The following is a 26,535-nucleotide window of genomic DNA, read 5'->3' as shown; positions in this document are numbered from 1 at the left end:
TTTCCCTTTTCAGCCGACGAACTCCGAGTTCCGCAGGTCCGCCCGCGAGTGGAGATCCAGTTTCCGCAGCACGTTCGCCACGTGCTGTTCCACCGTCCGGCGGGACAGGAACAGCACTTCGGCGATCTCGCGGTTCGTCGAGCCACCCGCCACCAAGCGCGCCACGTCCCGTTCCCTCGGCGAAAGCTCGTTCCCGTACCCCCGCCTGCCGCGCCGGGACGGTGCCACCACCCCGCTCGCGCGCAGCAGGTGACGGCAGCGCGCCGCGTCCCTGGTCGCGCCGAGCGCGGTGAACTCCTCGGCCAGCGCGGCCAGTTCCCCGTCGGGGGCGGGCGACAGCTCCAGCAGCCGCACCCCGACCAGCGCCGCGTAGTACGGCGCGGGCAGCGCGGCGTACCCGGACCGCGCCTCGGTGAGGAATTCGACGGCCCGCGCCTCGTCGCCCCGCCGCGCCTCGACCACCCCGCGGGCCTCGGCCAGTGCCGCGTCGGCCATCGGGGTGTCCAGGCCGTCGATGGCGGCGGCGAACTCGGTGATCAACGCGGCCGCCGCGTCCACCCGGTCCGCTTCGCAGTAGGCGATCGTGGCCGGGGGCACCAGCTCCCCCGCCCACGACCAGACTCCCTTGCGCCGCAACAACCGCAACCCGTCGTCGGCGGCCGAAGCGGCGCCGGCCACGTCCTCTTTGGCCAGCAGCGCCCGGATCATGCCACCGTAGGCGGCCAGCGCCACCGGGGTCACCGCGTTCTCCGCGCGCCCGATCCCGGAGTCGCCGAAGTACCGGGCCGCGCGGTCCCACTCGCCCTTCGCCACCGCCAGCGAGCCGAGCACCAGCGACAGCTCGTCGGCGACCGGCCGCAGCTCGCGGTACTCCTCGGCCAGCCGCCGCGCCCGGTCGCTGACCGAGTCCCAGTCGCCGGTCAGCCAGTTCAGGTGCATCTGCGTGGCGCTGGCGATGCTGACCAGGTACGAGGCCCCGCACTCGTGCGCCAGCCGGATCCCGGTGCGCAACTGGCTCTCCGCCCGGCGCAGGTGCCCGGTCCACGCGCACGCGTCACCGATGTTGCAGTGCGCCCTGGCCAGTTGCTGCTGCTCGGCGCGGGCCTCGGTGTGCGAGGGCAGCCTGGCCAGCAGTTCCCAGGCGCCGGGATCACCGATGTGCAGCCGCGACGGCCCGTTGCTGGCGATCAGCGTGAGCAGCACCGCCGGATCGGTCACGTCCGCGATCAGGCCGTCCACTTTGGACATCCAGCGCAGGTGCTCGGCCACCGGGGTGGTGCCGATGAACGGCTGGGCCAGCGCGGACATCCCGCGCAGCGCCAGCGGATCGCGTTCGCCCAGCTCGTGGATGGCCGTCTCGATCTCGGTGCGGCCGGACTCCTGCCCGCCCTCCTGGCGGATCAGCAGCAGGCCGAGGTTGAGCCGCACCTGGCCGCGGCTGCCCTCGGCCAGCCGGTGGTCGGTGAGCAGGCCCTCCAGCACCTCGATCACCTGGTGCTGCTGGGCCACGCCGAGCACGGCGACCCGGCTGAGCTTGACCGCCAGCCGGTCCACGTCGGCGTCGGCCAGCACGCCGTCGGTGAGCAGTTCGGTGAGCAGGCCGGTGGCCGTGGACGGGTCGCCGACCTCGGCGGCCCGGTCGGCGGCGGCCTCGCCGTGACGCAGCCAGCCGGCCTGGTCGCCACCGCGGCGGCTGTGTTCGGCGAGCCGGACGAGCGGGGGCGGCTCGGCCGTGGCCAGCGCTTCGGCCGCGCGCTGGTGCAGCAGCTGGCGGTCCGGCCCGGCGAGCGTGCGATAGACGGCCTGCTGGGCGAGCGTGTGCCGGAAGCCGTAGCGGCAGTGGTTGCTCTCCCGCAGCACCTGGGTGTCGAGCAGCCGCGTCAGCGCCTCGTCGGCACGGCCGGGCAGCAGCCCGGCGACCTCGGCGAGCATCTCGCGGGGCGCGGGCATGCCGAGCACGGCGGCGGCGTGCGCCAGCCGCCGCGCGGGGATCGGCAGGCCGGACAACCGTTCCAGCATCGCCTCGCGCAGCAGCGCGGGCACTTCGGCGTTGTCCAGCAGGCGTTTCGCGGTGGCGCCGTCGGAGTACACGGCGCCCTCCGCGCCTCGCAGCGTGCGCAGCGTTTCCTCGACGACAAACGGGATCCCGGCCGTCCGCTCGTGCAGCAGGGCGGCGAAGTCCGGGGAAACCTCGCTCTCGCCGAGGATCGCGGTGGTCAGGCGGCGCACGCCCTCGGCGTCGAACGGGTTCAGCTCGACGACCTCGCTCGCGGTGCCGGGGGCCGGGCGGAAGGCGCGGCCGAGGGTGATGCCGCCCGGCAGTTCCTCGCGCCGGTAGGTCAGCAGGAGGCTCAGCCCGGGCGGCAGGTCGGCGGTGAGGAAGCGCAGCAGCTGGCGTGAACCGTCGTCGGACCAGTGGAGGTCTTCGACCACCAGCACCGCGGGCCCGAGCACCTCCAGCAGTTCGCGGACCGCGCGGAACATCCGATGTCGTTCGGACCGCGAATCGGCGGCCTCCGGTGGTTCCGGCAGGAAGGCGGCCAGTTCGGGCAGGTACGGCCGCAGCACGCCGGTGACCGGGCTCAGCTCCGCGGTGGCCAGCTGCGCCCCCGCCTCGCGCAGCGCTTCGAGCACCACGCCGTACGGGAACGGCTCGCGCATCGGCTGGCAGTACCCGACGAGCGGCCGTCGCGCGGCCACCTCGGGCAGCCGCAGCAACTCGGTGAGCAGGCGCGTCTTGCCGATGCCCGCCTCACCCTCGAGCAGCACGACGGCAGGCGGCCGCGTCACCGCGGCGGCCAGCGCGCGCAGTTCGGCCGACCGGCCGACCAGCACGGGCGAGCTGGATTCCGGCACCGCGTTCCGCGACATCACCACTCCAGTGAGGACCATCCGGACCGCTATGTCCGGATCTCAGGAAGCTTAGTGGTTACCACCGGAAATACACCGTGGGTATTCGGCGGTCCCAGGTTTCCGCTGGGCGTGCCGCGCCGAGGCCCTCGTACCGGAGCCGTACTCGGGCCTTGGCGCGGTGCGTCCAGCGGGAAGCTGGGCCGTCGAGACCCATGGCGTATCTCCGGTGGTGACCACCTGGCCGGACGGGCATTAGATACGTACCGGTACGGAACACCGCCTCGCTTGTTCGCGCTGATCAGCCGCCTGAGGCTGATCAATGCCACCGCCACCGGGGTGGCCGAGCGGATTGGAGTGGGTGAATGCGTGCACAACACCGGGCCTGGTCACGGGCCCTGGTCACCGGCGCGGCGGCGCTGCTGGCCGCGGGGCTGTCCGCCACCGCGGCCCAGGCCCAGGAGGGGCCGGTCCGGGGGGCCGGCCAGCCGGGCGCGATCGCGGACAGTTACATCGTGGTGCTCAAGGACGGCGCGAGCGCTTCGCTCGCGAACCGCTACGGCGCCCAGGTGAAGCAGACCTACCAGAAGGTGCTCAACGGGTTCTCCGCCCGGATGGACGCGAAGCAGGCCCGGCGGCTCGCGGCCGATCCCGCGGTGGCCTACGTGCAGCAGGACGGCGTGGCCACCGCCGCCGGCACCCAGGACAACCCGACCTGGGGGCTGGACCGGATCGATCAAGCCGCGTTGCCGCTGGACAAGAAGTACACCTATCCCGACCACGCCGGCGCGGGCGTGACGGCCTACGTGCTGGACACCGGCGCCCGGCTGAGCCACGCCGAGTTCGAGGGCCGCGCCAAGAACGGGTACGACTTCATCGACAACGACGCCGTGGCCAACGACTGCAACGGCCACGGCACGCACGTCGCGGGCACCATCGGCGGCAAGACCTACGGTGTGGCCAAGAAGGTGAACCTGGTCGCCGTGCGGGTGCTGGACTGCCAGGGCAACGGCGAGTGGTCGCAGGTCATCGGCGGCATCGACTGGGTGGCCCAGAACGCGACCAAGCCCGCGGTGGCGAACATGAGCCTCGGCGGCGGCGCGAACAGCGCGGTCGACGACGCGGTCAAGAAGGCCATCGGCGCCGGGATCACCTTCGCCGTGGCCTCGGGCAACTCCAACACCAACGCCTGCAACACCAGCCCGGCCCGCACGCCGGAGGCGATCACGGTCAACGCCACCGACAGCTCGGACAACCGCTCGTCGTTCTCGAACTACGGCTCCTGCACCGACCTCTTCGCGCCCGGTACCTCGGTCACCTCCTCCTGGTACACCGGCGACACCGCGACGAACACGATCAGCGGCACCTCGATGGCGACCCCGCACGTGGCGGGCGCGGCCGCGCTGCACCTGGCGGCGAACACCTCGGCGACCCCGGCGCAGGTCCGGGACGCGCTGGTGCGGGGTGCCACGCACAACGCGGTGAAGAACCCCGGGTCCGGCTCGCCGAACGAGCTGCTCCGCGTCGGCGCGACCACCCAGCCGCCGACCTGCGCCGGGGCGACGAACACCGACGACGTGGCCATCCCGGACGCCGGGGCCGCGGTCACCAGCTCGGTGGAGGTCAAGTCCTGCGAGGGCAACGCTCCGGCGGGCACCAAGGTCGCCGTCTCGATCCGCCATCCGTACACCGGTGACCTGGTGATCGACCTGGTCGGCCCGAGCGGCAAGGCCTACAACCTCAAGCAGGCGGGCGGCGCCAGCACGATCAACCTGAACTCCACGTACGCGGTCAACGCCTCGGCCGAGCCGAAGGCGGGCACGTGGACGCTGCGGGTGCGGGACGTCTACGCCTACGACACCGGTTCCATCGACTCCTTCGGGGTGAGCTTCTGATGCGCACACTGCTCGGGATACTCGGCTCGGCAGCGCTCTTGGCCGTGCTGCCGGGAACGGCGGCCGCTTCGTCCCCGGAAGGGACAGTGGTCCAGGCCAGCGAACCGGTCTCCGGTGGGTACGTGGTCTCACTGCGGGACACCGTCGCGGCGTCCACTGTGGACTCCACCGCGACCACGCTGACCAGCCGCTACGGCGGTGAACTCAAGTCGACGTTCAGCGTTTCGATGCGGGGCTTCGCCCTGCGCGGCCTGAGCGAGGCGCAGGCGAGGCGGCTGGCGGCCGACCCGGCCGTCAAGGCGGTCTACCAGGACGGCACCGCCCGCGTGGCAGACACCGCCGGCACGCAGCCCAACGCCACCTACGGCATCGACCGGATCGACCAGCGCAACCTGCCGCTGGACAAGAACTACACCTACAACAACACCGCCGCCGACGTCACGGCCTACGTGCTCGACAGCGGGATCCGCTACAGCCACACCGAATTCGAGGGCCGCGCGAAGTCCGGTTACGACTTCGTGGACACCGATCCGGACGCGAACGACTGCCACGGCCACGGCACGCACGTCTCCGGCACCATCGGCGGCAAGACCTGGGGCGTGGCGAAGAAGGTCAAGCTGGTCGGGGTGAAGGTGCTCGGCTGCGGTGGTTCGGCGCCGGACTCCGATTCGCTCGAAGGCATCGAGTGGGTGGCGAAGAACGCGGCCAAGCCCGCGGTCGCCAACATGAGCATGACCTTCGACACCGCGGGCATCGGTGACGAGGCCATGGCGGGCATGCTCCAGGCCGGGGTGGCCACGGTGGTCGCGGCGGGCAACGACAACGGCGGCAACGCGTGCAGCCGTGGCCCGGCGAAGATCCCCGAGGTGCTGACCGTGGCCTCGACCGACGCGAGCGACAACCGGTCGTCGTTCTCCAACATCGGCACCTGCGTGGACCTGTTCGCGCCGGGCAGCAACATCACCTCGGCGAGCCACCTCAACGACACCGCCAGCACCGGCATGTCGGGCACCTCGATGGCCAGCCCGCACGGCGCCGGCGCGGCCGCGATGTACTTGCAGGCCAACAAGTCGGCGACCCCGGCGCAGGTCAACTCGGCGCTGAACTCGAACGCCACCGAGGGCGTGGTGAAGAACGCGGGCTCCGGTTCGCCGAACCGCCTGCTCTACACCGGTTTCATCGGCGGTGGCCAGCAGCCCGCGAACGACTTCTCGCTGTCGGTGACGCCGGGTTCGGTCACCGTCGACGAGCCGGGCGGCTCCGCCTCGGTGGACGTGGGCACCCAGCTGGTCAAGGGCACCGCCGAGTCGGTGGCGCTCTCGGCCACCGGGCTGCCTTCCGGTGCCACGGCCACCTTCGCACCGACCTCGGTCACCGCCGGGGAAGGCGCCAAGCTGACCATCGCCACCGGATCGTCCACACCGGACGGTACCTACCGGATCACGGTCACCGGCAAGGCCGCTTCGGCGAGCCGGACCGCCGACGTCACGCTCGTGGTCGGCGCCCCGGCCGGTGACCTCACCGTGACGGCGTCGCCGTCCTCGGGCACCGGCGGCTTCGGTACCCAGGTGAGCACCACCATCAAGGCCACCGGCGGGAGCGGGAACCTGACGCTCTCGGCGGCGACCCCGCAGGGCGTGTTCGCCTTCTTCAACCCGGCCACTATCGCGAGCGGCGGCAGTTCCACGCTGACTTTCTTCGTGCTCAACGCCCCGGCGGGTACGTACCCGATCACCGTCACCGCCACGAGCGCGGACGGCTCCACCGGCTCCACGGTCTACACCCTGACCACCCGGTAGCGGTATCCACAAAGGACAGTGGCTCTCCCCGGGACGGGGAGAGCCACTGTCGTTATCGCACGGTGAGCGTGTAGGTGGTGCTGCCCGTGGTGCCGTCGGCGGTGGTCCCGGTGACCGTCACCGGATACGTGCCCGCCGGGGCGTCGAGCACGAACAGCGTCAGCGTGGAGCTGCCGCCATTGGGCACGGTCGCCGGGTTGAAGAAGGCGAACACGCCCCGCGGCGCGGCGGCCGACAGCGTCATGTTCCCGGTGCCGCCCGCCGCGGTGATCGTGGTGCTCACCTGAGCGCCGAAGCCACCGGTGCCGGACGACGGTGACGCGGTCAGCTTCAGATCATCGGCCGGCGGGGTGCCCACGGTCAGCCCGAGCGTCGCCGACTGCCCGCCACCGGAAATGCCCACCTGGTAAGAACCTTCCGGAGTGGACGGTGCGGTTTCGATGGTCACCTTGCCCGACTGCCCGGCCGCGACCGTGGCCGGCTGGAACACCGCCTTCGCCCCGGCGGGCAGGCCGGTCGCGGTCAGTTCCACGGCGGCCGTCGAATTGTTCGTCACCGTCGCGGAAACGTGCCCGCCCGGCTCGACCGAGACACTGCCGGGATTCACCGCGAGCCCGGCGTTGTTCTCGCCGACCTGCTGCTTCACCCAGTCGCCCATGTCGTTGTTCAACCGGCCCCACACGCCGTACCAGCGGAAGTCGCTGCGGCTCCAGGAAGCCACGCCGACCACCTTGCCGTCCACGATCAGCGGGCCGCCGCTGTCCCCGGGCAGGATGGTCGGGTTGCCGTCGGGGAAACCGGCGCAGATCATGGTGGCTTCCTTGAACCCGGCCCCCACCCCGGCGCACGCCGAGGGCTGCCGGATCGGGAACTCCGCCTTGTCCACGGTCACGTCACGCGAATCGTCGTTGTGGTCCTTCTTGCCGTACCCCACACCGACGCCGGTCTTGCCGGGCGCGTTGAGCCCGGTGTCCGCCGAGGTGGCGAAGGCGGCGTACTTCCCGCCCGGCACCGGGATGTCCTGTTTGGTGGTGACCACCGCGACGTCGTAACCCTGGTCGAAGTTGACGTACTTCGGGTGCTTGTCGTACGTGAGCACCTCGATCGGCGTGCCCCCACCGGTTTCCAGGTCGTCGAGCCCGTACAGGTAGCTCTTCTCGCCCGCCGCGTCCTTGCAGTGCGCGGCGGTGAGGATCTTGCGCGGCGCGACCACCGCACCGGTGCACGACTGGCCGACCGGCCGGGTGCCGCCTTCGCGCAAACCCGCGATGATGAACGGGAATTCGGCGACGGAGCTGTCCTGTCCGTTGTAGATCGCGGTGTGCGGGCCGGACGGGATGCGAGCTTCGTCGGTGGGGGCGACGGCCGCCGCCCCTTCGCCGGCGGCCGGGGAGGCCGCCAGCAGCGGGGTGACCACGGTCGCCAGCGCGAGCCCGAGCAAGCCGGCGCGGCGTTTTCTGGATTCCACGGTGGTTCCTTTCGGTGGTGGACCGGAAGTTTCACCTTCCGATCACCACCGGGACCGAACAACCGAGGACGGAATCCGTATCGCTACGGAACTTTTCCACTCAGGACAGGGTCATTTCGCGCAGCCGCTCGTTCGCCTCGCGCAGTTCCGGGGTGAGCGCCTCGCCGAAGTCCTCGGCCTCGACCACCTGCCGCAACTCCAGCACCGCCTGGCCTTCACTGGGCGCCGGGCACCGCCGCGCCCAGGCGATCGCCTCCTCCCGCGACTTCACCTGGATCAGCCAGAAACCGGCGACCAGTTCACGCGGCTGTGGGAAGGGACCGTGCTCCACCACGGTTTCGTCGGCGGTGAGGGTGACCCGGGTACCGCGCGCGCTCGAGTGCAGGCCTTCGCCGCCGAGCAGCACGCCCGCCTTCACCAGCTGCTCGTTGTAGCTGTACATCGCGGCCAGTTCGGCCTCACCGGCGGCTTCCCCGGCCTCGGTCCGCTCGTCCGACTTCATCAGGATCATGAACCGCATGGTGTCGACCTCCGTGTTCGGCGTTGCTCCTGACGAGTCGTCGAACCGGGGTGGCCGGGATCGACCGGGGCGTGTTGACAAGTTTTTCTTTCGGTGGGACGGTGGCCGGATGCCCCGCGAGTTCGAGATCAACCGCCAGGTCACCCTCCCGGCCACGCCCGAGCAGGTGTGGGCGGCGATCACCGCGGGCACGCCGGGCTGGATGTTCCCGACCGAGTCCGACGAAAGCGCCGAGGGCTACCGGCTGCTCGACGACCACCGGGTGCTCGACTGGTCGCCGCCGGAGCGGTACGCCCTGCGCGCCGAGCAACCGGACGGCTCGTTCAACGCCCTCGAATGGGTCATCGAAGGGCGCGGTGGCAGTACCGTGCTGCGCTTCGTGCACAGCGGCATGCTCGCCGACGCGGACTGGGACAGCGAATACGACGGCGCCAGCAAGCACACCGACTTCTACCTGCACACGCTCGGGCAGTACGTCGGCCACTTCCCCGGCCGCGCCGCCACCTACGTCGCCGCCGACGCGCCCGAGGCGTCGATGGCGCCGGACGGGTTCACCCGATTGCTGCACGCGCTGGGCGTGCGCGAGACCGGGGACAAGGTGGAAGTGGCGCTGGCCGGTGAACCGCGGACGGCCGTGGTCGACCACCTCAACGAGTGGTTCCTCGGGCTGCGCACCGAAGACGCGCTGTACCGCGTGTTCGGCCGCAACACCTGGGGCGGGCCGGTCGGCGTGAGCCTGCACCTGTTCTCCCGTGACGCCAACGCGGACAGCAGCGGCAAAGCGTTGCGAGCCTGGCTGGACACCGTCTACCGGTAGAACGAAGCGTGTGCGGCGCCACAGATCCACTGCCGTCACACGTTCGTGGTTGCCGCGTCCCACTTCCGACGCACACGTCGGGAAGGGGACAGATGACCACCGCGCACGCCACCCCCGAGGACTACGCGCTCTCGCGCGCGCTGCCCACGCCGCCCGAGGGCATCGAGCCCACGCTGAGCCGGGCGTCGGCACTGGTGGACGGCCTGCTGCTGACCGCGACCTACACGCCGCCGCGCCCCGGTGGCCCGATCGTCCGCCGTGCGTTGCGGGAAGCCACCTGTGCCACCGTCGCCTGGTGGGCCCACCACGAAGGCCCGGCCCCGCGGCGCTACGACACGATGGCGCAGGTCCGGTCGAGCGGTTCGCAGGTGGCCAGGGTCGGCCCGGAGGCCGTCCGCATCCTCACCGCGGCGGGGCTGCTGGGGGATCCGCCGGTGCGGCACTGGGGTGCGGCCTGGCGGTGACCTCACCGAAGTCGCAGTACATGATGTGCAGCCCGACGCGCCCCTGTTCCGGGTGCTCGAACGCGCCGGGCACGGTGCCGACGATCTCGAACCCGAGCCGCCGGTAGATCTCCACCGCGGAGGTGTTCGACGCGGCGACGGCGTTGAACTGCATGCCGGCGAAACCGCGTTCCTTCGCCCAGGCGAGGACGTACCGGCAGAGTTCGGTCCCGATGCCCTTGCCGCGCACCTCGGCGTCGACCATCAGGCTCGCCGTGGCCACGTGCGCGCCCGGGCCCGCACGGTTGGGGCCCACCTTCGCGGTCCCGAGCACCCGGCCGTCCTCCACCGAGACGACGGTCTGCCCCGGCGGGCTCTCGATCCACGAGTCGTGGGCTTCGCCCTCGCTCATGTCCGGCTCGTAGGTGTACGTGTCCGCCTTTCGCACGACTTCCCGCACGATCGGCCAGACCTGCGGCCAGTCGGCTTCGGCGAACTCACGGATCTGCACGGTGTTCCCCTATTCAGCGGCGTAGATGTCCCGGTAGCAGCGGAGCGCGCGGGCTTCGAGCCCGGCTTCGCCGTCGAACCGGTGCGGGCTGAGCATGCCGTCGGGTTCGTCGTCGATCAACTGATTTGCCAGCACGGCCGCCGCGCCCGCGGCATGCGTCACCCAGATCGCGACGGCGGCCCAAAGCCCGGTTTCGAGGCGCCCCAGGAGCGGGAGGTGGTCGGGCGTGATCGAGAAGATGGCGTTGTGGCGTTCCGCCGGCTCGAACCTGGTCGGCATGAGTTCGCTCGCCTTGGCGATGGCGTCGTCGAAGAGCGCGCCCGGCCACGGCAGTTCGGCGCGGTCCGGCAGGTCGTGCACCGGGATCGGTTCGTGGTCGTAGGTCCCGAAGCCGTCGCGTTCGCCGTGGTCGCGGGCGTAGACGTGATGCTGGGGCCAGCGCACGAACGGCGTCGGCGGCTGAGGCGCGCGCTTCGGGCCGTAGCCGTAGGGATGCGCGACGGGGATCAGGGGCAGGCCCAGTTCCGCGCCCCAGATGCCGGTCGCGAGCACCACGTCGTCGGCGGGCCAGACCTCGCCGCGCGCGGGCACGCCGGTGACCTTCCCGTTGCGGCGTTCGAAGCCGGTCACCTTGGCTTCGGGCACAAAGGCAGCGCCCGACCGGTCGCGCTGGGCGGCGGTGATCTCACCCGCTCGCGCGGTGCCGTCGTCGGGGAAGTGCAGGGCCAGCGTGACCTTCGCCGGGTCGACCAGCCGAGGTGCGAGAAGGGCGGCTTTCGCAGGCTCGAGCAGGTGTGCCCGCAGCCCGGCGTCGAGCGCCACTTCGGTATTACAACCGAACGTTCAGTCAGTAGGCGAGGCTCGTGCTCGGTTCGCGGTGGCGCTGGGCGGCGGTCACAATGGGCTCGGCGGGGGCTCCGGACGGGTTTCCGGGTGGAGCAATGAAGCGTCGTGATGGGCGGACTGTGCACAACAAATCGTTGGCTGAGACGTGAAACACACAATGATCGCCTGTTTCGAGGCGCAGAAGCGACCGATAGCGTGTGGCCGATGAGCCAGCGATCCGATCAGTCCAGCGCGGGGTTGCGCACCGCGCTGGTGCGCCGCAAACCCGTGGACGTCCTGCTCGCCGAAGGCGGCCACGGCGAGGGCGGCACACTCCGGCGCACCCTCGGGCTGAGCCAGCTCACCATGCTGAGCATCGGCGCGACGCTGGGCAGCGGGATCTTCGTCATCCTCGGCGAGGCCGTGCCGGTGGCGGGGCCGGCGGTGGTGCTGTCGTTCGTGCTGGCCGGGATCACCGCGTTGTTCTCCGCGCTGTCCTACGCCGAACTGGCCGGGATGATCCCGCTGTCCGGTTCATCCTACACCTACGCCTACGCCACCCTCGGCGAACTGGTCGCCTGGGTCTGCGGTTGGTGCCTGGTGCTGGAGTACGGCGTCTCGGTGGCGTCGGTCGCGGTCGGCTGGGGGCAGTACATCAACGAACTGCTCGACCTCACCCTCGGCGTGACCATTCCCGCCGCGCTGAGCAGCCCGCCCGGCGACGGCGGCGTGGTCAACCTGCCCGCGATCGTGATCGTGCTGCTGGCGATGGTGCTGCTGCTGGCGGGCGCGAAGGAGAGCGCGCGGGCGAACGCCGTCATGGTGGTGGTCAAGGTGGCCACCCTGCTGCTGTTCTGCTTCATCGCGTTCAGCGCGGTGGAGGCCGGGAACTTCAGCCCGTTCCTGCCGCTCGGGCTGGCCGGGATGAGCGCGGGCGCGGCGAAGTTGTTCTTCTCCTACATCGGTTTCGACGCCGCGTCGACGGCGGGCGAGGAGGCGAAGAACCCGCAGCGGGATCTGCCGCGCGCGATCCTGCTGTCGCTCGGCATCGTCACCCTGCTCTACTGCCTGGTCGCGCTCGCCGCGGTCGGCGCGCTGAACTGGACCGGATTCGAAGGCTCCGAAGCCGCGCTGTCGCACGTGGTGACCACCGTGCTGGGCAACAAGCTCTGGGCCGCGCTACTGGCGGCCGGGGCGCTGGTGGCCATCTCCAGCGTGGTGCTCACGGTCCTGTATGGACAGACGCGCATCCTGTTCGCCATGTCGCGGGATGGACTGGTCCCGAATGCACTGTCCAAGGTGGACGCGAAGACCGGGAGCCCGCGGATCAACACGCTGGTGGTGTCCGGTTTTGTCGCCGCACTGGCCGCGTTCATCCCGCTCGGCAACCTGGCGGACGCGACCAGCATCGGCACGTTGTTCGCGTTCGGCCTGGTCAACGTGGCCGTGCTGGTGCTGCGCCGCCGTCGGCCGGAGATGCCGCGCACCTTCCGCGTGCCGCTCGCGCCGGTCACGCCGCTGCTGGGCGTGCTCTGCTGCGCGTACATGATGTTCAGCCTCGACGTCGCCACCTGGCTCACCTTCGCCGGCTGGATGCTGTTCGGCCTGGTGCTGTACTTCGCCTACGGGATCCGCCGCTCGAAACTGGCGCGCTCATGATCGTCGCGGTGTTCCAGGGACCGGCCGGCGGCGTGGACTTCCTGCCCGCGCTGGCCGAAGCGGCTCGCACGAGTGGCGCGGATCTGCTGATCTGCCCGGAAATGGCGACCACCGGCTACAACATCGGTGAGGCCGCCGAGGATCTCGCCGAGCAGGCCGACGGCCCGACCGCCCGCCGCATCGCGGACCTCTGCCGCGAGCACCGGGTCGCGATCGCCTACGGCTACCCGGAACGCGACCTCGGCACCGTCCACAACAGCGTCCAGCTGATCGACGCGAACGGCCGCGCGCTGGCGAACTACCGGAAGACGCACCTGTTCGGCGACCTCGACAAGGCGCACTTCTCCCCCGGTGACCGGACCGTGGTGCAGGCCCGGCTCGGTGAGCTGACCGTCGGCCTGCTCATCTGCTACGACGTCGAGTTCCCGGAAATGGTGCGGGCGCACGCGTTGGCCGGGACCGAACTCCTCGTGGTGCCGACCGCGCTGATGCGGCCCTACGAGCTCGTCGCCGACGTGGTGGTGCCCGCCCGTGCCTACGAGAGCCAGGTGTTCCTGGCCTACGCCAACCGGTGCGACGTCGAAGGCGAGCTGGCCTACTGCGGCCGCAGCGTGGTGATGGCGCCGGACGGAACCGAACTCGCACGGGCCGGCGCCGGGGAGGAACTGCTGCTGGCCACGGTCGATCCGGCGCGGCTGGCCGCGTCACGCCGGGAGAACACGCACTTGGCCGATCGACGGCCGGAGTTGTACGACAGGAAGGACCAGGCATGACCTCCGCCGTGCCCACCGCGATCCACACCCCGGAACCGCCGGGTGGGCCGATCACCATGTTCGGCCCGGATTTCCCGTTCGCCTACGACGACTACCTGGCGCACCCGGCCGGGCTCGGTTCCGTGCCGCCCGAGCACCACGGCCGCGAGGTGGCGGTGGTCGGCGGCGGCTTGTCCGGCCTGGTCACCGCCTACGAGCTGATGAAGCTCGGGCTGCGGCCGGTGGTCTACGAAGCCGACCAGCTCGGCGGGCGGCTGCGCACGGTCGGGTTCGACGGCTGTCCGTCCGATGTGGTCGCCGAGATGGGCGCGATGCGCTTCCCGCCGTCGTCGACCTCGCTGTTCCACTACATCGACAAGGTCGGGCTGAGCACGAAGGAGTTCCCGAACCCGCTGGCGCCGGGGACCCCGAGCACGGTGGTGGACCTCAAGGGCCGGTCGCACTACGCCACTTCGCCCGCCGACCTGCCGGACGTCTTCGGCGAGGTGTCGTCGGCCTGGCACGCCACCCTCGACCGCCACGCCGCGTTCGGCGAGATGCAGGACGCGATCCGCCGCCGCGATGTCAAGCGCATCAAGGACATCTGGAACGAGCTGGTCCAGAAGCTGGACAACCAGACGTTCTACGGCTTCCTCTGCGACTCCCCCGCCTTCGCCTCGTTCCGCCACCGCGAGATCTTCGGGCAGGTCGGTTTCGGCACCGGTGGCTGGGACACCGACTTCCCGAACTCGATACTGGAGATCCTCCGGGTGGTCTACACCGGTGCCGACGACGAGCACCGGAGCATCATCGGCGGCAGCCAGCAACTCCCGCTGCGGTTGTGGGACCGCGTCCCGGCGCGGATGGCGCACTGGCCCGTCGGGACCAGCCTGCGTTCGCTGCACGGCGGCGCGCCGCGTCCCGGCGTCGCGCGGCTGCACCGGACCGCGCCCAACAACATCACCGTGACGGACACGCGGGGCGGCATCCGCACCTTCCCGGCGGCGGTGTTCACCGCGCAGAGCTGGATGCTGCTGGCGAAGATCGCGTGTGACGAGTCGCTGTTCCCGATCGACCACTGGACCGCGATCGAGCGGACGCACTACATGGAGTCCTCGAAGGTGTTCGTGCCGGTGGACCGGCCGTTCTGGCTCGACCCCGATCCGGTCACCGGCCGCGACACGATGAGCATGACGCTGACCGACCGGATGACCCGCGGTACCTACCTGCTCGACTCCGGGCCGGACTCGCCCGCGGTGATCTGCCTGTCCTACACCTGGGCCGACGACTCGCTGAAGTGGTTGCCGCTCAGCGCCACCGAACGGGTGGAGGTGATGCTGCAGTCGCTGCGCGAGATCTATCCGGGGGTGGACGTGCGGCGGCACGTCATCGGCGATCCGGTGACCGTGTCGTGGGAGGCCGAACCGCACTTCATGGGCGCGTTCAAGGCGAACCTGCCCGGGCACTACCGGTACCAGGAACGGTTGTTCACCCATTTCATGCAGGACCGGTTGCCGGCGCGCTACCGCGGCCTGTTCCTGGCGGGCGACGACGTGTCGTGGACGGCGGGCTGGGCCGAGGGCGCGGTGCAGACCGCGTTGAACGCCGTGTGGGGCGTGCTGCACCACTTCGGCGGGCGCACCGATCCGGACAACCCCGGACCCGGCGACGTTTTCGACGAAATCGCGCCGGTAGTGCTGCCGGACTGAATTCCCGGGCGTTACCCGGCGGTAGCCGGGTTGTGCCCCGGGTGGGGAGCGGGGGTTCGTGCGAAAATGCCGGACATGAGCACCGAGCCCGCACCGAAGTGGCGAAGACTGGAACCGGACGCCAGGAAGGAACAGATCTTCGACTGCGCGGCGGAGCTGTTCGGCCAGCGGCCGTACGCCGAAGTGTCCACTTCGGACATCGCAGCCGAGGCGGGCGTGGCCAGGGGCTTGATCAACCACTACTTCGGCACCAAGCGGGAGCTGTACCTGGCGGTGATCCGGCGGGCGCTGACGGTGCCGCACTTCGCCGTGGAGATCCTGCCGGAGGGCACGCTGGAGCACCGGGTCGACGCGGCGGTGTCGTGGTTCCTGGACATGGTCGGGCGGCAGGAGAACCTGTGGCTGGCCGCGATAGCGCCGGAGGGCATCGGGCGCGACCTCGCGGTCGAGCAGATCCTGGAGGAGGCGGACCGGGAGTCCGCGGATCGTGTCCTGGAAGCGGTCGGCATCACCGCCGCCGACCCGCACCACAGCGAACTGAACGCGCTGGTGCGGGCGTACGGCGGCATGGTGAAGGCGGCCGGCCGGGAGTGGCTGGTGCGGGGCGCGCTGACGCGGGAGCAGGTGCACACGCTGCTCAGCAAGAGCCTGCTCACCCTGGTGAACAACGTCTTCGACGAGATCCGCACGAGCTAGCCCGAGCCGGTCGCGCCGGTCGCGCCTGGCGCGCCTGGCGCGCCTGTGTGCTGTGATGTGGGGTGGTCTCAATCGGTTGTTGCAAGTAGCGGCAGCTGATAGGAGATCTCTCATGCCAGGACCCCGGTTGACGTGCGAGGAACGAGTGATGATCCAGAACGGTCTGGATCAAGGACTTACCCAGGACGCGATCGCGAAAGTCCTGGGTAAGTCCCCCTCGACGATCTCACGAGAAGTACGCCGCGGCGGTGGACCGCGGTGTTCCAGGCCCGGCACCACGATCACCGGCCGGCCTCGCCGCTACCGGGCCGACCGAGCCCAGCGCCTGGCCATCGAACGCGGCCGCCGCCCGAAACCCCACCTGCTGACAGGCGAACTGGCGGCGGTGGTGACCGGTCTGCTGGAAGCGGACTGGTCACCCCAGCAGATCTCGCAGATGCTGCCGACGTTGTTCCCCGATGATGAGGCTATGCGGGTGAGTCACGAGACGATCTATCAGTCGTTGTTCGTCCAAGGCCGTGGTGAGCTGCGGCGGGAACTGGCCGCTCACCTGCGCAGCGGCCGCACCGGCCGCCGATCCCGCGCGGCCACCGGGGCGCGCCGCGCGGGCCGTATCGCCGGCATGGTCCCGATCAGCCAGCGTCCCGCCACCGCCACCGACCGGGCCGTTCCCGGGCACTGGGAAGGCGACCTGCTCCTGGGCGGTACCGGCAAGGGCGCGGTGATCACCCTGGTCGAGCGGACCTCGAGGTTCGTGCTGCTGGCACCACTACCGGACAGTCACAAAGCCCTCGACGTCCGCACACTGCTCACCGGCATGATCACCGCCCTGCCCGACACGCTCACCCAATCGCTGACCTGGGACCAGGGCAACGAGATGGCCCAGCACGCCCAGTTCACCCTCGACACCGGCCTGCAGGTCTACTTCTGCGACCCACACAGCCCCTGGCAACGCGGCACCAACGAAAACACCAACGGCCTGCTCCGCCAATACTGGCCCAAAGGCTCAGACCTACGCCACCTCACCCAAACCCACTGCGACACCATCGCCCAGCGCCTGAACACCCGCCCACGCAAAACCCTCAACTGGCACACTCCAGCACAAACACTCGACAAAGCCCTACTTGCAACAACCAGTTGAGACCGCCTGGCTTTCACAGCGGAATCCGCAGTGAAAGCCACATTCACAGCATCGGCGGCTTAGGCGGGTGAGCGGCGGGAGCGCGAGGTGCCCGGCGGCGGGGTGGCCGGGGCGTTGTGCGCGGTGCGCGGCACCGGCATCACCTCGGCCAGGCGGTACCGCGCCCACGAGCCGTTCGGGCCGTCGCCGGTTTCGCGGCCGTCGCGCGGCAGGCCCGGCCTGGGCTCGCTGCGGAGGATGAGTTCCATTTCGAAGCGGGCGTCCGGGTCGTCGAGGCTGGCGCCGAAGGTGGCCTGCAGCTGCCGCATCCGGTACCGCACGGTCTGCGGGTGGACCTTCAGCCGCTCGGCGATCTCCAGCACGTTGCCCTGCGCGTCCAGCCAGGCGCGCAAGGTCTCGGTGAGCCTGCCGCGCTGCTTGTCCGTCATGCCCCGCAGCGGCGCGAAGTGCCGTTCGCGGAGCTGCGCGATCAGGCCGTCGTCCGAGTGCAGCAGGACGGTGGCCAGGTGTTCCTCGGCCCGGATCAACCGGCGAGCCGGGAGCAGGCCCTCGCCGGTCAGTGTCAGCGCACGACGCGCCCACCGCAGTGAATCCGCCGCCGCTTCGAGCGGAACCGCCGGACCGGCCGAGAGCCGGTAGCCGGGCAGTGCGTTCTGGATCGCCGACAGCCGGGCGTCGACCGGCTCACCGGGCACCAGGAGCAGCGGCTCGGGCGCGTCCAGTTCGGCGAGCACGTCCTCGTCCAGCGCCGGCATCCGTCTCGACACCCCGCCCGGCGTGCGGACCGCCACCGCGAACACCTTCGCGGGCAGCACCCAGCCGGTGAGCTGCGCCAGTTCGGCGATCGCCTCGCGCGGCGGCTGCGGGCGTTCCAGGATCAGCTGCAGCAGCCTGCGCCGCCAGGTCTCCAGCGCGCCCGCCGAGCAGGCCTTGGCCTCCAGGTACCCGTCCAGCGCGATCGAGGCCAGCTCGTCCATGAACGCGAACATCGCGTCGGCCAGTTCCGACATCACCGCCGAGGACAGCCCCGCGCGCCGCCCGACCAGCATGATCCGGCGCCAGGCCACCCTGGCCCCGACCCGGTAGGCGGCCTGCAGCGTGTCCAGGCTGCGGCCCTCGCGCATCTCCAGCTGGCCGAGCTTGCGGTGGACGTCGAGCAGTTCCTCCTTAATCGAGCCGGGATCGGCGATCTGGTCGACGAACAACGACATAGCGCAGTCCACCCCGGCGCGGATGGACCGGCCGTACGGGCCGTCGAGCGGGCGGCCGTACTCCGGGATGACGGTCCGGATCTCCTCGACGATCTGGCCGCCGAGCGTCGGCAGCTCCGGGCGAAGGATCTCGGCCAGCCGCCGGGGAAGTACCGGGCGGGTTTCCACCGAGTTCAGCCCGCGCTCGACCGTCATCGCAGCTCCTTTGCTCCGCTCGTTCCCCACCGCGCGCCCCCGCCGGGGCGTCGACGCACTGCGGGGTGACGTCGAGCACATCGGAAAAGTAACCCCAAACGTGTCACCTCCCGCAGAAGAAACCGATTTCTTGTCACCCGGGTGACAAAATCACCGCGCCCCGCTGTCACCGACTGACAATTACCGCCAGGTCAGCGCGCTCGCGGGCCGCTTTCACACCACCACCCGGCCGAACTGACGTCGCGGTCCGTGAAACTTGGGCCAAAGATCGTCTGGCGTACGGCCGAACGGGTGCAATCGACTATGTTGGGCGAATGGCGGACGCGCTCTCCTCGGCGAAGGCCGTGCACGCGATGCTGAACGGGCAGTCCGAGGACACCCGTGACCGGCCCGTGCAGCCCAACGGCCACCGGATCCCGCTGCCCGACCTCGAACCGCCGCGCGCGGACCTGGTCGGCACGCTGGTGCAACGCCGGTCCGCGGCCAAGTTCGCCGACCGGCCGCTCGACATGGCCGCGCTGAGCGCGTTGCTGCGCTTCGCGCTCGGCGTGCAGCGGTTCGTGCAGGCGCAGGGGGTGGACAAGCACCCGCTCGGCATGGCGCCCAGCGCCGGTGGGCTGCTCTGCCTGCGTGCCTACCTGCTGGTCCGCCAGGCCGACGGGGTGCCGCCCGGGATCTACCGGTACGAGTCGGTCTCGCACCAGCTGATCGAGATCGGCGGCGGTGACCCGACCGAGCGGCTGACCGAGGTCTTCCTGCAGCCGGAGTTCGCCGCGAACGCGCCGGTGAGCATCGCGCTGACCGCGCGGCTGGACGTGGCCTTCAGCCAGTACCCGCTGCGGCACTACCGGACGCTGCACGTGGACGCCGGGGTGGCGGTGCAGAACCTCTACACCGTGGGGACCGCGCTGGGGCTGGCCTGCTGCGCGATCTCGGCGTTCGACGACCGCGCCCTCGGCGCCCTGCTGTGCCTGCCCGACTCGGAGATCGCCACGATGTTGTTCAGCGTGGGTCAGAAGGCCTGACCAGCACGTCGCGGATCGCCTCCAGGACGGGGACGAGCTTGCGCAGTTCGTCCCGGTCGTCGGTGACGCATTCGGTGACCGCCGCGCCGACCACCTCGAACTCCCCGAGTGCACGGATCGCGGCGACCAGTTCGGGCACGCTCAGCCCGTCCGGTTCGGGGTAGTTGAGCCCGGCGAACTCGGCCGGGTCGAGCACGTCGAGGTCGAGGTGCAGGTAGACGCGGTCGGCGCCGCTGTCGCGCAGGCGTTCGGGGAGTTCGGCGGGCGTGGCGGTGGTGGCCAGCCCGCTGTCGATGGCCTCCTGCTCGGCGGGGTCGATCGAGCGGGTGCCGACCAGGACCGCGCGGCCCGGCTCGAGCGCGGGCGAGGCGGCGAACTCCGGGTCGCCCTCGCCGAACAGCGAGCGCAACACCATGCCGTGGTAGGCGCCGGAGGGGGAGGTCTCGGCGGTGTTGAGGTCGGGATGGGCGTCGAAGTAGGCGACGCCGAGGCCCGCGCCGTGGCGGAAGCGGGCCACGCCGATCGGGGCCAGTTCGACCGCGCAGTCGCCACCGATGGTGAGCACCTTCGCCGCGGGCGCCTCCAACGCGGCGAGCTGGGCGGCGCGGTTGCGCACCAGGGCGGCGCGGTCGGCGATGCCGTCCACTTTGGCCGGATCACGGGTGGGGTCGAGGGTGATCTCGGTGGCGAGCACACCGAGCACCTCGGCGGCCAGCGCCCCGAGCGCCCGCGCCCCACCGGCAAGCTGGGCGGCGCGCGGAGTCAGCGCGCCCTGGGTCTGGGGAACAACGTGAATGCGCACGCCGCCAAGGTAACCGGGAGGACAGGGTGGGGGCGCGGCATTTCCGGCCGACTCGGTGCCCTGCCGCCCGGGATCAGCTCGGCGGGAGGCAGCCATCCTCGGCGGCTACGGCCAAGGTGACCGGCGCCATTCCAGCCACTTCGTGCCAGCTGGGCGAAGCGCGGTGATTCCGGCTCAGCCGTGGCAAGTCAGCCGCGGCGGATCAGCGGTGGCCGGTCAGCGAGGGGCGGCGATCCTCGTCGGGGCGGTTCGGCCTCGTAGGGTCGTCTCGTCGATCTGGTGCCACCGCGACGCCTCCGCCCCCGCCGCCGACTCGACGGCGGCCATCGAGGCGACCACCCGCCCCGGCACCGACTTCGCCAGTTCCGTCAGCCGCGCCGCTTCGTTCACCGGGTCGCCGATCACCGTGTACTCGAACCGGCTCTCGTGGCCGATGTTGCCCGCGACCGCCTGCCCCGCCGCCACGCCGATGCCCGCCTGGCACTCGGGCACCTCCGCCACCAGCCGCTCGGCCATCTCGCGCGCGGCCGCCAGTGCCTGCCCCGGCGAGTCCGGCTGGTCCGCCGGCGCCCCGAACACCGCCAGCGCCGCGTCCCCCTCGAACTTGTTCACGAAACCGCCGTGCGCGTGGACCGCCGAGACCACCACCGCGAAGAACCGGTTCAACAGCTCGACCACCTCACCGGGCGGCCGCGTCGCGGCGAGCGTGGTCGAGCCGATCACGTCGACGAACAGCACCGCCACCTCCCGCACCTCACCGCCCAGCCCGGCCTGCCGCTCCAGCGCCTCGGCGGCGACCTCGTGCCCGACGTGCCTGCCGAACAGGTCACGGATGCGCTCGCGCTCCCGCAGCCCGCCGACCATGCGGTTGAACCCCGACTGCAACTGCCCCAGCTCGGTGCCGTCGAACACGGCGACCTCGGTGTCCAGCTCGCCCTTCTCCACCCTGGACAACGCCGCGCGCACGGTCCGCACCGGCGCCGCCGTGGCCCGCGCGGTCAACGTGACCAGCAGGAACCCGAACACCAGGATGACCGCACCGAGCACCAGGATCGCCACCGACAGCTGGGCGCTCGTCACGTCCTCGCGGATCAGCGCGAACATCGCCACCAGCATCAGCCCGAACACCGGCAACCCGGTCCCGAGCAACCACGCCAGCAGCATCCGCACGGTGATCCCGGCGGTCACCCGCCGCCGCATCGGCGGGCCGGCGGCGAGCACCCGCGCGGCCACCGGCCGCAGCGAGAACTCGCTCAGCAGGTACGAGTTCGCGCAGACCACGATGCCGCCGAACGCCACGGTGAAGCCGACCTTGAACGCCGCGCCGGGCAGTTCGAGCGCGGTCACCGTGGTGAACAGCAGCAGCGCCCCGAGCCAGAAGACCGCCTGCACGCGCGCCAGCCGGATCGGCACGCGCAGGGCCGCGCGCCGCTCGCGCTGACTGGGCGCCCGGCCCTCGAACACCCAGCTCAGCGTGCGCACCGCCCGCCTGCGACCCCAGACCACCCCGGCCAGCAAGGAGAACCCCACGTACACCGGCAGCACCACGGCCTGCCAGAACACCAGGTCGGCGGAGAACACGCTGGGCCCGGGGATGACCAGGACCACCAGCGCGATCACCACCACCGCGCCGATCACGTTCGCCAGCACGATGGAGGTGATCAGCAGCAGGTTCAGGCGCACCCGCAGGACGGTGTCCCGCTGATCGGCCGAGCCCAGCAGCCAGGAGCCCAGCGGGCGCGCCGTGGTCGTCACCGCGTCATTCCAGCACGACGAGCAGGTCGCCGCCCTCCACCTGTTGCACCGAAGTGATCGCCAGCCTGCCGACCTTGCCACCGCTGGGCGCGGTGATCGCGGCCTCCATCTTCATCGCCTCGATGGTCGCCACGGTCGCACCGGCGGCCACCTCGTCGCCCTCGCTCACCGACAGCGTGACCACCCCGGCGAACGGCGCGGCGACGTGCTTGGGGTTGCCCTTCTCGGCCTTCTCGGTGGCCGGGATGTCCGAGGCGATCGACGCGTCGCGGACCTGGATCGGCCGGATCTGCCCGTTCAGGCTGGACATCACCGTGCGCATGCCGCGCTCGTCGGCCTCGCCGATGGCCTCCAGCTCGATCAGCAGCCGCACGCCCGGTTCCAGGTCGACCTGGTACTCCTCGCCCGGCCGCAGGCCGTAGAAGAAGTCCTTGCTCGGCAGCACGCTGGTGTCGCCGTAGGCCGCGCGGTGGTTCTCGAACTCCTTGGTGGGCCCGGGGAACAGCAGCCGGTTGAGCGTGCGGCGCGGTTCCTTCGCCAGGTCCTCACGGTCCTCTTCGGACAGTTCGGCCACCGGCTTGGCGTCCGCGCGGCCCTCCAGTGCCTTGGTGCGGAAGGGTTCCGGCCAGCCACCGGGCGGGTCGCCCAGCTCACCACGCAGGAAGCCGATCACCGAGTCCGGGATGTCGAACTTGCTCGGGTCCGCCTCGAAGTCGGCCGGCTCGACCCCGGCGCCGACCAGGTGCAGCGCCAGGTCGCCGACCACCTTCGAGGACGGGGTGACCTTGACCAGGTGCCCGAGGATCTTGTCCGCCGCGGCGTACATCACCTCGATGTCCTCGAACCGGTCGCCCAGCCCCAGCGCGACCGCCTGGGTGCGCAGGTTGGACAGCTGACCGCCGGGGATCTCGTGGTGATACACCCGGCCGGTGGGCGAGGCGAGCCCGGCCTCGAACGGCGCGTAGATCTTGCGCACGCTCTCCCAGTACGGCTCCAGCTCCCCGATCGCGCCGAGGTCCAGTCCGGTCGGGCGCGCCGAGTAGTCGGTCGCGGCGACCAAAGCGGACAGTGACGGCTGCGAGGTGGTGCCCGCCATCGACGCCACCGCACCGTCCACCGCGTCGGCACCGGCGTTGATCGCGGCCAGGTAGGTGGCCAGCTGACCGCCGGGGGTGTCGTGCGTGTGGATGTGCACCGGCAGGTCGAACTCCTTGCGCAGCGCGGTGACCAGCTTGACCGCGGCCGGTGCCCGCAGCAGCCCGGCCATGTCCTTGATAGCCAGGATGTGCGCCCCCGCGCCGACGATCTGCTCCGCCAGCTTGAGGTAGTAGTCCAATGTGTACAGCTTCTCCGCCGGGTCGGAGAGGTCCGAGGTGTAGCAGAGCGCGACCTCCGCCACCGACGGGGTTTCGCGCACCGCCTCGATCGCCGGCCGCATCTGCTCGACGTCGTTGAGCGCGTCGAAGATGCGGAAGATGTCGATGCCGGTGGCCGAAGCCTCCTGCACGAAGGCGTTGGTCACCTCGGTCGGGTAGGGCGTGTAGCCGACCGTGTTCCGCCCGCGCAGCAGCATCTGCAGGCAGATGTTCGGCACGGCCTCGCGCAGCGCGGCCAGCCGCTCCCACGGGTCCTCGGCGAGGAACCGCAGCGCGACGTCGTAGGTGGCGCCGCCCCAGCACTCCAGTGAAAGCAGTTCCGGCAGCGTGCGCGCCACCACCGGGGCCACCGCCAGCAGGTCCTTCGTCCGCACGCGGGTGGCCAGCAGCGACTGGTGCGCGTCGCGGAAGGTGGTGTCGGTGACGCCGATGTTCGGCGATTCCCGCAGCCAGCGGGCGAACCCGGCCGGGCCCAGCTCGACCAGCTTCTGCTTCGACCCCGGTGCCGGGTCGTGCTCGGGCAGCGCGGGCAGCTTCTGCGACGGGTTGATCGACCGCGGCCGCTCGCCGTTCGGCTTGTTCACCGTGACGTCGGCCAGGTAGGTGAGCAGGCGCGTCCCGCGGTCGGCGGAGTGCCGCGCGGTCAGCAGGTGCGGGCGCTCGTCGATGAACGAGGTGGTCACGCGGCCCTGCTGGAAGTCCTCGTCGTCGAGCACCGCCTGGAGGAACGGGATGTTCGTGGCGACCCCGCGGATGCGGAACTCGGCCACCGCGCGCCGGGCCCGGCCGACCGCGGTCTTGAAGTCGCGGCCGCGGCAGCTCAGCTTCACCAGCAGCGAGTCGAAGTGCGCGCTGATCTCGGTCCCGGCGAAGGCGGTGCCGCCGTCGAGCCGGATGCCCGAGCCGCCGGGCGAGCGGTAGGCGCTGATCATGCCGGTGTCCGGGCGGAACCCGTTGGCCGGGTCCTCGGTGGTGATCCGGCACTGCAGCGCGGCACCGCGCAGGTAGATCTTGTCCTGCGAGAGGCCGAGGTCGGCCAGCGTCTCGCCGGCCGCGATGCGCAGCTGCGACTGCACCAGGTCGACGTCGGTGACCTCCTCGGTCACCGTGTGCTCGACCTGGATGCGCGGGTTCATCTCGATGAACACGTGCTTGCCCTCGCGGTCGAGCAGGAACTCGACGGTACCGGCGTTGCGGTAGCCGATCTTCTTGGCGAAGTTGACCGCGTCCGCGCAGATCCGGTCCCGCAGTTCGGACGGCAGGTTCGGCGCCGGGGCCAGCTCGACCACCTTCTGGTGCCGCCGCTGCACCGAGCAGTCGCGCTCGTAGAGGTGCACCACGTTGCCCTGGCCGTCGGCGAGGATCTGCACCTCGATGTGCCGCGGCTCGACGACCGCCTTCTCCAGGAACACGGTCGGGTCGCCGAAGGCCGACTCGGCCTCCCTGGCCGCCGCCTCGATCGACTCGCGCAGCGTGGCCGGGTCCTCGACGCGGCGCATCCCGCGGCCACCACCACCGGCGACGGCCTTGACGAACACCGGGAAGCCCAGCTCGTCGGCCGCCGCGACCAGGGTGTCGATGTCCGAGGACGGCTCGGAGGAGCCCAGCACGGGCACCCCGGCCTCGCGCGCGGCGGCCACCGCGCGCGCCTTGTTGCCGGTCAGCTCGAGGATGTCCGCGCTCGGCCCGACGAAGGTGATGCCCGCTTCCTCGCAGGCCCGCGCCAGGTCCGGGTTCTCCGACAAGAAGCCGTACCCGGGGTAGACCGCGTCGGCACCGGCCTTCTTGGCGGCGCGCACGATCTCCTCGACGGAGAGATAGGCGCGCACGGGGTGACCCGGCTCGCCGATCTCATGCGCTTCGTCGGCCTTGAGCCGGTGCAGCGAGTTGCGGTCCTCGTGCGGGAAGACGGCGACGGTACCGGCGCCGAGTTCGTAGCCGGCCCGGAACGCCCGGATCGCGATCTCCCCGCGGTTGGCGACGAGCACCTTGCGGAACATGCCCCGGTCCTTCCTGTTAACGGATCGGTAGGTCGGTCCAGGCACGTTACCGTGTTAGTCCCGCACACCGGGAGTTGAAGTCCAGGTGATGGACATCATTCACCGTTCGGGTTGCGCGGCCGCCGACGGCGTGAGCGTGTACAGCAGGCGATTCGGGGTGCCCGCCGGGACGCCGCTCAGCTTGTCCTTCGTGGCCGCGTCGACCACCGCCTGCGCCGCCTGCGGGGCGGTCGCGTCCGGGTGCAGCGCCCGGTACAGCGCGGCGGCCCCGGTCACGTGGGCGGCGGCGGTGGACGTGCCCGAAAGCACTCGAACGCCACCGTCGGCGGTCGGCGACGGAATCGATACACCGGGTGCGTAGAGGTCCACCGAAGCGCCGTGGTTCGACGAGCTCGCCGCGCGGTCCTGCTGGTCCGACGACGCCACGGTGAGCGCCTCGGCCACGCGCGCGGGTGAGAAGTTGCCCGCGTTGCTGGCCGAACCACCGGCGGGCACGGCCACCGGCACCACCGCGGCCAGCGCGCGCACGGCGTTGTCGATGGTGGTGTTCGGCGCGCCACCCACGCCGAGCACGGCCACCGCGGGCTGCACCGCGTTCTTGGTCACCCAGTCGATCCCGGCCACCACGTTCGAGACCGTGCCGCTGCCGTTGTTGTCCAGCACCCGCACCGGAACGATCTTCACGTCCTTGGCCACGCCGTACTTCTCGCCGCCGATGATCGCGGCCAGGTGCGTGCCGTGGCCGTTGCCGTCGGCGGGGTTGGTGTCGCCGTCGATGAAGTCCTTGCCCGCCAGCACCTGCCCGGCGAGATCGGGGAGCGGGTTCACCCCGGTGTCGATCACGTACGCGGTCACCGTCTCGGCCCGCGTCTCGAACTGGTACCGCTGGTCGAAGCCGGCCCGCTGGTCGATCCGGTCCAGGCCCCAGCTCGGCGGGTTCAGCTGCTCGCCCGGCCCCGCCTGCGCCGGTGCGGCGAGGGCGAACACGGCGACGAGAACGGTGGCGGACACGGTTGCGGCACGTGCTCGGCGAAGGGTCATGAAATCCTTTTACGCGGACTTGACACCGAAGGCCACCTACCAACG

20 protein-coding genes are annotated in these 26,535 nt (G+C 71.0%); 10 read left to right on the top strand and 10 right to left on the bottom strand.

The features are described 5' to 3' along the window. Positions 1-9: 9 nt before the first annotated feature. Complete coding sequence (locus tag JYK18_RS20165) at positions 10-2,871, bottom strand: AAA family ATPase (RefSeq protein ID WP_242579282.1); 2,862 nt, start codon at positions 2,869-2,871, stop codon at positions 10-12. A gap of 344 nt (positions 2,872-3,215) precedes the next feature. Between JYK18_RS20165 and JYK18_RS20160 the strand changes: the two genes are divergently transcribed. Continuing rightward, positions 3,216-4,745 carry a S8 family peptidase gene (locus JYK18_RS20160; RefSeq protein ID WP_206803507.1) on the top strand — a complete coding sequence of 510 codons (1,530 nt, stop codon included), beginning with the start codon at positions 3,216-3,218 and terminating at the stop codon, positions 4,743-4,745. Beyond that, positions 4,745-6,544, top strand: a complete 1,800-nt coding sequence (locus tag JYK18_RS20155; protein WP_206803506.1) for a S8 family serine peptidase — start codon at positions 4,745-4,747, stop codon at positions 6,542-6,544. Before JYK18_RS20160 ends, JYK18_RS20155 begins: the two co-directional genes overlap by 1 nt. A gap of 52 nt (positions 6,545-6,596) precedes the next feature. Here the strand turns inward: JYK18_RS20155 and JYK18_RS20150 are convergent, their stop codons facing one another. After that, on the bottom strand, positions 6,597-8,012 hold the full coding sequence (locus JYK18_RS20150) for a trypsin-like serine protease (protein ID WP_206803505.1): 1,416 nt from the start codon (positions 8,010-8,012) through the stop codon (positions 6,597-6,599). Between the two features lie 100 nt (positions 8,013-8,112). Beyond that, positions 8,113-8,532, bottom strand: a complete 420-nt coding sequence (locus tag JYK18_RS20145; RefSeq protein WP_206803504.1) for a YciI family protein — start codon at positions 8,530-8,532, stop codon at positions 8,113-8,115. Between the two features lie 109 nt (positions 8,533-8,641). Between JYK18_RS20145 and JYK18_RS20140 the strand changes: the two genes are divergently transcribed. Both JYK18_RS20140 and JYK18_RS20135 read left to right on the top strand, forming a co-directional pair. Then, on the top strand, positions 8,642-9,349 hold the full coding sequence (locus JYK18_RS20140) for an SRPBCC domain-containing protein (RefSeq protein ID WP_206803503.1): 708 nt from the start codon (positions 8,642-8,644) through the stop codon (positions 9,347-9,349). Between the two features lie 92 nt (positions 9,350-9,441). Next, positions 9,442-9,813, top strand: a complete 372-nt coding sequence (locus JYK18_RS20135; protein ID WP_206803502.1) for a hypothetical protein — start codon at positions 9,442-9,444, stop codon at positions 9,811-9,813. Here the strand turns inward: JYK18_RS20135 and JYK18_RS20130 are convergent. Continuing rightward, positions 9,752-10,303 (bottom strand): GNAT family N-acetyltransferase, encoded by a 552-nt coding sequence (locus tag JYK18_RS20130; protein ID WP_206803501.1) that lies wholly within the window; start codon positions 10,301-10,303, stop codon positions 9,752-9,754. The genes JYK18_RS20135 and JYK18_RS20130 overlap by 62 nt on opposite strands. 9 nt (positions 10,304-10,312) lie before the next feature. Then, positions 10,313-11,125: an FAD-binding oxidoreductase gene (locus JYK18_RS20125; RefSeq protein ID WP_206803500.1), complete on the bottom strand. Its 813-nt coding sequence runs from the start codon at positions 11,123-11,125 to the stop codon at positions 10,313-10,315. Positions 11,126-11,353: 228 nt separating this feature from the next. Between JYK18_RS20125 and JYK18_RS20120 the strand changes: the two genes are divergently transcribed. From JYK18_RS20120 to JYK18_RS20100, 5 genes are all read left to right on the top strand, one after another. Then, positions 11,354-12,787: an amino acid permease gene (locus JYK18_RS20120; protein WP_206803499.1), complete on the top strand. Its 1,434-nt coding sequence runs from the start codon at positions 11,354-11,356 to the stop codon at positions 12,785-12,787. After that, positions 12,784-13,560 carry a carbon-nitrogen hydrolase family protein gene (locus JYK18_RS20115; protein ID WP_206803498.1) on the top strand — a complete coding sequence of 259 codons (777 nt, stop codon included), beginning with the start codon at positions 12,784-12,786 and terminating at the stop codon, positions 13,558-13,560. The genes JYK18_RS20120 and JYK18_RS20115 overlap by 4 nt, the downstream gene beginning before the upstream one ends. Beyond that, positions 13,557-15,248: an NAD(P)/FAD-dependent oxidoreductase gene (locus JYK18_RS20110; protein ID WP_206803497.1), complete on the top strand. Its 1,692-nt coding sequence runs from the start codon at positions 13,557-13,559 to the stop codon at positions 15,246-15,248. Before JYK18_RS20115 ends, JYK18_RS20110 begins: the two co-directional genes overlap by 4 nt. Positions 15,249-15,323: 75 nt before the next feature. Next, complete coding sequence (locus JYK18_RS20105; RefSeq protein WP_206803496.1) at positions 15,324-15,944, top strand: TetR/AcrR family transcriptional regulator; 621 nt, start codon at positions 15,324-15,326, stop codon at positions 15,942-15,944. A gap of 112 nt (positions 15,945-16,056) precedes the next feature. Further along, a complete protein-coding gene (locus tag JYK18_RS20100; RefSeq protein WP_277992174.1) occupies positions 16,057-17,085 on the top strand; it encodes an IS30 family transposase in 1,029 nt (342 codons plus the stop codon). Between the two features lie 59 nt (positions 17,086-17,144). Here the strand turns inward: JYK18_RS20100 and JYK18_RS20095 are convergent, their stop codons facing one another. After that, complete coding sequence (locus JYK18_RS20095; protein ID WP_206803494.1) at positions 17,145-18,491, bottom strand: CdaR family transcriptional regulator; 1,347 nt, start codon at positions 18,489-18,491, stop codon at positions 17,145-17,147. A gap of 314 nt (positions 18,492-18,805) precedes the next feature. Here JYK18_RS20095 and JYK18_RS20090 point away from each other — a divergent pair, with 314 nt between their 5' ends. Continuing rightward, positions 18,806-19,516 carry a SagB/ThcOx family dehydrogenase gene (locus JYK18_RS20090; RefSeq protein WP_206803493.1) on the top strand — a complete coding sequence of 237 codons (711 nt, stop codon included), beginning with the start codon at positions 18,806-18,808 and terminating at the stop codon, positions 19,514-19,516. On the opposite strand, the gene JYK18_RS20085 is transcribed toward JYK18_RS20090, so the two are convergent. The 4 genes from JYK18_RS20085 to JYK18_RS20070 all read right to left on the bottom strand — a co-directional run bounded on the left by JYK18_RS20085 (position 19,494) and on the right by JYK18_RS20070 (position 26,490). Beyond that, complete coding sequence (locus tag JYK18_RS20085; protein ID WP_206803492.1) at positions 19,494-20,318, bottom strand: arginase family protein; 825 nt, start codon at positions 20,316-20,318, stop codon at positions 19,494-19,496. The two genes, JYK18_RS20090 and JYK18_RS20085, sit on opposite strands and share 23 nt — an antisense overlap. 216 nt (positions 20,319-20,534) lie before the next feature. Then, entirely contained in the window at positions 20,535-22,073 is a 1,539-nt protein-coding gene (locus JYK18_RS20080) for an adenylate/guanylate cyclase domain-containing protein (RefSeq protein ID WP_206803491.1), read from the bottom strand. Between the two features lie 4 nt (positions 22,074-22,077). Beyond that, on the bottom strand, positions 22,078-25,449 hold the full coding sequence (locus JYK18_RS20075) for a pyruvate carboxylase (RefSeq protein WP_206803490.1): 3,372 nt from the start codon (positions 25,447-25,449) through the stop codon (positions 22,078-22,080). A gap of 99 nt (positions 25,450-25,548) precedes the next feature. Then, positions 25,549-26,490, bottom strand: coding sequence for a S8 family serine peptidase (locus JYK18_RS20070; RefSeq protein WP_206803489.1), 942 nt, complete (start codon positions 26,488-26,490; stop codon positions 25,549-25,551). Positions 26,491-26,535: the final 45 nt, after the last annotated feature.

Origin of the sequence: Amycolatopsis sp. 195334CR, assembly GCF_017309385.1 — a bacterium.
Classification (GTDB): Bacteria; Actinomycetota; Actinomycetes; order Mycobacteriales; family Pseudonocardiaceae; genus Amycolatopsis.
The sequence above is the reverse complement of the archived record's forward strand: the minus strand, read 5'-3'. Positions and strand labels throughout refer to the sequence as shown.